Origin of the sequence: Curtobacterium sp. B8 (genome assembly GCF_000333315.1) — a bacterium.
GTDB lineage: Bacteria > Actinomycetota > Actinomycetes > Actinomycetales > Microbacteriaceae > Curtobacterium > Curtobacterium luteum.
In genome coordinates this window covers 1-4,371 of the sequence record NZ_BACW01000052.1, presented here as the reverse complement: position 1 = coordinate 4,371, position 4,371 = coordinate 1, and the positions used below count along the sequence as shown (strand labels likewise).

At 69.9% G+C, this 4,371-nt stretch carries 3 protein-coding genes and 1 pseudogene; 2 read left to right on the top strand and 2 right to left on the bottom strand.

Translation table 11 applies throughout. The features are described 5' to 3' along the window. The coding region (locus I59_RS23100; RefSeq protein WP_031272380.1) for a GntR family transcriptional regulator at positions 1-406 on the bottom strand (406 nt) is incomplete at its 3' end. A 201-nt stretch (positions 407-607) separates the two neighbouring features. After that, positions 608-2,056, bottom strand: a complete 1,449-nt coding sequence (locus I59_RS01525) for an MFS transporter (RefSeq protein WP_022902368.1) — start codon at positions 2,054-2,056, stop codon at positions 608-610. Between the two features lie 306 nt (positions 2,057-2,362). Between I59_RS01525 and I59_RS01520 the strand changes: the two genes are divergently transcribed. Together I59_RS01520 and I59_RS01515 are read left to right on the top strand one after the other, a co-directional pair. Beyond that, the gene (locus I59_RS01520) at positions 2,363-3,748 is read left to right on the top strand and encodes an AAA family ATPase (protein ID WP_031272378.1); all 1,386 of its coding nucleotides are present in this window, start codon (positions 2,363-2,365) and stop codon (positions 3,746-3,748) included. Next, positions 3,741-4,371 (top strand): annotated as a pseudogene (locus I59_RS01515) (hypothetical protein); the annotation flags it as partial. The gene I59_RS01520 and the pseudogene I59_RS01515, both read left to right, overlap by 8 nt.

Sequence of the window (4,371 nt, the reverse complement as noted above, 5' to 3'; positions counted from 1 at the left end):
ACCCGTCCGCGGACACCGACGCCCCCGACCGCCGGAGCACCCACGCGGCGAGCTCGACGAAGCACCCGGCTTCGGACCGGCAGTCCGCGATCACCCGCCGGTCGAAGCGCTCCGACGTCCCCGTGCCGTCACCGGGCGGCTCGACGAGCATCGTCCGGGCGATCCGCAGCCGCTCGCACATCTGCTCGGCCGACCAGTGCGCGATGACCACCCCGACGTACCGCTGCACCGACACCAGGCGGAGCGACTCGAGCGGGGCCAGGGCTTCGCGGACCGGGGTGCGCGAGACCCGGAGGTCCTCGGCGAGCTGCTCGAGCCGGAGCCGTTCGCCCCGCCGGTACACGCCGAGCAGCACGTTCTCGAGCACGATGGCGAACACCGCGTCACGCAGCAGACTGCGTCGCACGGCGAGTTGGTCGGGCCGTCGGGGCCGGCGTCGTTCAGGTCTGCGTTCCACACCGCCAGCGTCACGCACGACGGCCACCGTCCGGGTCGGGACGGTGACCGTCGTGGATCGTCAGCGCGTCGAGCGTCTTGTGGAGGAGTGCCATGCGGGTGAGCGTGGCACGCGCCGCGCACGTGCGCTAAACACTCTGCATCCAGAATGTCACCGCTGTTTCGCGGGCTCCTCCTCGCCCGTGAGGACGGAGAGCGGCTGGGTGATGTCCTCGAGCCCCTTCCGGGCGGAGTCCACCCCGAAGACCAAGGCGATCACGCCGCCGATGATCATCACCGCCGAGCCGAGCAGGTACCCCCAGAACAGCGGTTCACGCGACGAGCCGTCCCCGATGAACGCGCCGTAGATCGCCGGGGCGATCGCACCGAAGATCTGTGCCAGGGCGAAGAAGTAGGAGATCGCCTGCGACCGCAGCTCGAGCGGGAAGATCTCCGACACCGTCAGGTAGGCGCTCGACGCACCCGCCGACGCGAAGAAGAACGAGACGCACCAGAAGACGACCTGCACGGTGGCGCTGATGGCGTCGACGCGGAACAGGAACGCCGACGTCGCGAGCACGAGCCCCGACACGAGGTACGTCAGGAAGATCATCTGCCGACGGCCCCACGTGTCGAAGAACCGACCGAGGATGAGCGGCCCGAGCAGGTTGCCGATCGCGAACGGGAAGAAGTAGACCGACGTCTGCGAGGTCTTCAGCCCGAAGAAGTTCGTGAGCACGAGCGCGTAGCTGAAGAAGATCGCGTTGTAGAGGAACGCCTGCGTGATCATCATCGTCGCGCCGACGAGCGTGCGCTTCGGGTACTGCTTGAACAGCACCTTGACGATGGTGCGGAAACGCACGTTGTCCAACGGCGTCACCGTCATGGCCTTCGACGGGTCGACGTCCGGCAGCCGCTCACCGGTCGAGCGCTCCACGGACGCCTCGATCTCCGAGACCGTTCGCTCGGCTTCCTCCTCCTTGCCGTGGGTCATCATCCAGCGAGGACTCTCCGGGATGTGCCGCCGCAGGAAGATGATCGCGATGCCGAGCACCGGCCCGAGGAAGAACCCGATGCGCCACCCGATGTTCTCCGCGAAGATCGACGGGTCGAGCAGGTAGATGTTGGCGAACGCGCCCAGGGCCGCGCCGCCCCAGTACGTGCCGTTGATCGCGATGTCGACGTGCCCGCGGTACTTCGACGGGATGAGCTCGTCGATCGCGGAGTTGATCGCCGCGTACTCGCCGCCGATGCCGAGACCGGCGACGAACCGGAACGCCGCGAGGAACCAGAAGTCCTGCGCGAGACCGGCGATCCCCGACCCGATGAGGTAGATCGCGAGCGTCAGGATGAACAGCTTCCGGCGCCCGAGCTTGTCGGACAGACGGCCGAAGACGATCGCGCCGACCACCTGCCCCACGAGGTAGATCGTCCCCAGGTTGAGGACCGCCTGCGCTGTCAGGTCGAGGTCCTTCTGGAACCCCGCGTTCGAGACGATCTGGATCTCGAGGCCGTCGAGGACCCACGAGACACCGAGGCCCACGACGACGCTCCAGTGGAACCTGGTCCACGGCAGCCGGTCCATCCGGGCCGGTACGAGACTCTTGACTGTGCTGCTCACGGATGGAGAACCTACGCCGGGAACGCGCAGGTGGTTCGCAGGTGCGGTCCGAGCGGTTCCGACGCGGAGCCGGATCCCCCTACTCGAACCCGGCTCCGGCGCCGAAGTCACAATCATCGCAAGTGCGATGACAACCCACAAGCGGACTGGAGGCTCGGTGCGGCGCCGCCACGCGCCTCTCCCCACCGGCACGGCCGGTCCGCCGCTGGCGCGTCGCCCCGGAACCGGCGGCGTGGGCCCAGACCGTCCCTGGTCACCTCGTCCGTCCACTGGTGTGTGTCGGAGGCGAGGCGTACCGTCGGCGACGTGACCCGACCTGACATCCGTACGGTCGGCGAGCTCCGCGCTTCTGGTCACGTCCAGAAGTCGGTCCGCGCCGAGATCCGCGACAACCTCCTCCAGGCCCTCCGTGAGGGCCGCGACCCGTGGCCCGGCCTGCACGGCTTCGAGACCACCGTGATCCCGCAGCTCGAACGCGCCCTCATCGCCGGGCACGACGTCGTCCTGCTCGGCGAGCGCGGCCAGGGCAAGACCCGACTGCTCCGCACCCTGCAGGGGTTGCTCGACGAGTGGACGCCCGTCATCGCCGGCTCCGAGCTCGGTGAGCACCCGTTCGAACCGATCACGACCGCCAGCGTCCAGCGGGCGGCCGACCTCGGCGACGCGATGCCGATCGAGTGGCGGCACCGCGACGACCGCTACGTCGAGAAGCTCGCGACGCCCGACACGAGCGTCGCGGACCTCATCGGCGACGTCGACCCGATGAAGGTCGCGGAGGGCCGCAGCCTCGGCGACCCCGAGACGATCCACTTCGGCCTGGTCCCGCGCGGACACCGGGGCATCGTCGCGATCAACGAGCTCCCGGACCTCGCCGAGCGCATCCAGGTCGCCATGCTCAACGTGATGGAAGAGCGGGACGTGCAGATCCGCGGCTACGTGCTGCGACTGCCGCTCGACGTCCTCGTCGTGGCGAGTGCGAACCCGGAGGACTACACGAACCGCGGCCGGATCATCACCCCGCTGAAGGACCGCTTCGGCGCCGAGATCCGCACCCACTACCCGATCCAGCTGGCGGACGAGATCGCCGTCATCAAGCAGGAGGCCGCACTCACCGCGGACGTGCCCGACGCCCTCGTCGAGATCCTCGCCCGGTTCACCCGGGCGCTCCGGCAGTCGAGCGCCGTCGACCAACGCAGCGGTGTGAGCGCCCGCTTCGCGATCGCCGGCGCCGAGACCGTGTCCGCGGCGGCCGTGCACCGCGCAGCCCGTCAGGGCGAGGAGCACGCCGTCGCCCGGCCCATCGACCTCGAGACCGCCGTCGACGTCCTCGGCGGCAAGATCGAGTTCGAGAACGGCGAAGAAGACCGTGCGGACGAGGTGCTCGAGCACCTGCTCCGCACGGCGACCGCCGAGACCGTCCGGGAGCGCTTCCGCGGCATCGACTTCGGCGTCCTGGTCGAGGCGCTCGACGGCGGCACGATGGTCACGACGGGCGAGCAGGTCAGCGCCCGCGACTTCCTCGCGGGCCTGCCCCCGATCGGTGAGTCGGACGTGTACGACCAGGTGTGCGAGCGCCTCGGGGCGAACGACGACGGCGAACGGGCCGGGGCGATCGAGCTCGCCCTCGAGGGCCTGTTCCTCGCGCGCAAGATCAGCAAGGAGTCCGGAGGGGGCGAGGCCGTCTATGGCTAGCCGCCAGAACCGGCGCCTCACCCGCGACGCCCGCTACGGAAGGTACGAGGGCGGGCCGGACCCCCTCGCGCCCCCGGTCGACCTGTCCGAGGCGCTCGACGCCATCGGCGAGGACGTCATGGGCGGCACGTCGCCCGAGCGCGCGCTGCGGGAGTTCCTCCGCAGGGGCGGGCGGACGCAGCGCGGGCTCGACGACCTCATGCGCCGCGTGGCCGAGCGCCGGCGCGACCTCACGAGCCGGAACAACCTCGACGGGACGCTGCAGCAGGTCAAGCAGCTCCTCGACGAGGCGGTGCTGGCCGAGCGGGGCGAACTCGCGCGGAACATCGACCTCGAAGACGGTGACCGCGCACTCGCCGAGATGCAGCTCGACAGCCTGCCGCCGTCCCCCGCGGCCGCGGTGCAGGAGCTCGGCGGCTACGACTGGAAGAGCCCGACCGCCCGGCAGAAGTACGAGGAGATCAAGGACCTGCTCGGTCGTGAGGTCCTCGACCAGCGCTTCGCCGGCATGAAGCAGGCGCTCGAGAACGCCACCGACGAGGACCGCGCCGCCGTCTCGGAGATGATGCGCGACCTCAACGAGCTGCTCGAGGCCCACCGCGCGGGGACGGACACGCCGGAGC